Here is a 1,428-nt window from a genome sequence, read left to right on the forward strand (position 1 = left end):
CCGCCCGCCGCGATATGGAGCAGGCCATAAGCGGACCCATCCGAGGCAACCGAGGCACCGAGTATGCCGTGGCTGGGATCATTTGACGGGGCCAGCACCACCGCACCTGCACCATCGGCGAACAATACGGCGCTCGCCCGCTTGGTCGGATTGATCCGGCGGCTCAAAATGTTGGCGGCGATGACGATGGCCGGCTTGTTGTGCAGGCGCACGAAGCCGTCGGCGAAGGTCATGGCGTAGATGAACCCGGCGCAGGCGCCCGCCAGGTCAACCCCACCGGCCTTTTCGAGGCCGAGCCTGTGCGCCACCAGTGGTGCGCTCGGTGGTAGCAGATGGTCCGGCGTAGAGGTGGCGAGCAGCAGCAGGCCGATCTCCTTGCGGTCGATGCCGGCGGCCTGAAGCGCCATGTCACCGGCCTTGGCCGCCAGTCCGGAAAGCGTGTCGTCGGGCTCTGCCCAGAAACGCGTGCGGATGCCGGTGCGCCCTTCGATCCAGCCTGCTTCCAGCCCGAGGCTTGTCTCGATCTCGGCATTGGCGACTTTTCGGGCCGGGACGTGATGGCCAAGGCCTATGATGCGCGCTGTGCGGTTCATCTTTTGTCGGTCGCAAGTCCGGCCGCCTCGTCGACGGCATCGTAGAGCCGGTCGAGTTCGCCCGATGTGACGCAATAGGGCGGCAGCAGGTAGATGACATTGCCGAGCGGTCGCACCAGCAAGCCTCGATCGAGGAAGAAGGCGCGCAGCCTGGGGCCGACCTCGGCGAGATAGCCCGCATTGCCGACGCTGAGGTCGAGCGCGGCGATGGTGCCGGCCGTGCGCACATTCTCGAAGCGCGAATCTCCGTTGAACCGCGCAATTTTCTCAGCCTGCATCCGTGAGAGCGCAGCCACGCGGTCCGCCACCGGCTCGTCGTTCCAGATACCAACATTCGCCAGTGCTGCTGCGCAGGCGATCGGGTTTGCAGTGTAGGAGCTCGAATGGAAGAAGGTCTTGGCCCGGTCGCTGGAGTAATGCGCGCGGAAGATCGCATCGGTGGCTAGCGTTGCCGCGAGCGGCAGCGAGCCGCCTGTCAGACCCTTGGAGGTGCACAGAATATCGGGCGCGATCCCTGCCTGCTCGCAGGCGAACATGGTGCCGGTGCGGCCCCAGCCGGTCATGACTTCATCGGCGATGAGCAGTGTCCCGCAGCGCTCGGCAATGCGCTTGAGTTCGGCCAGCACCGACGCCGGATACATGAGCATGCCGCCGGCGCCGAGCACCAGCGGTTCGACGATCAGTGCAGCAACCTGGCGATCGCGCGCCAGCCGCGCGAAGGCGTCGAGCGTTTGCTGCTCCTGGCCGGCGGCAGGGAAGGGGATGGTGTCGACCTCGAACAGCAGGGGCTCGTAGGCAGCGTTGAAGACGCCGCGCGCGCCGACGCTCATCGTGC

1 protein-coding gene and 1 pseudogene are annotated in these 1,428 nt (G+C 66.2%); both read right to left on the reverse strand.

The annotated features are described in order from the left end of the window. A pseudogene (locus tag EOA33_RS35600) lies at positions 1-593 on the reverse strand (3-oxoacyl-ACP synthase); the annotation flags it as partial. Then, positions 590-1,428, reverse strand: an 839-nt coding sequence (locus tag EOA33_RS35605; protein ID WP_127407714.1) for an aminotransferase class III-fold pyridoxal phosphate-dependent enzyme, incomplete at its 5' end; no start/stop codon positions are given. The gene EOA33_RS35605 and the pseudogene EOA33_RS35600, both read right to left, overlap by 4 nt.

This window comes from Mesorhizobium sp. M4A.F.Ca.ET.050.02.1.1, from assembly GCF_003997725.1.
Classification (GTDB): Bacteria; Pseudomonadota; Alphaproteobacteria; order Rhizobiales; family Rhizobiaceae; genus Mesorhizobium.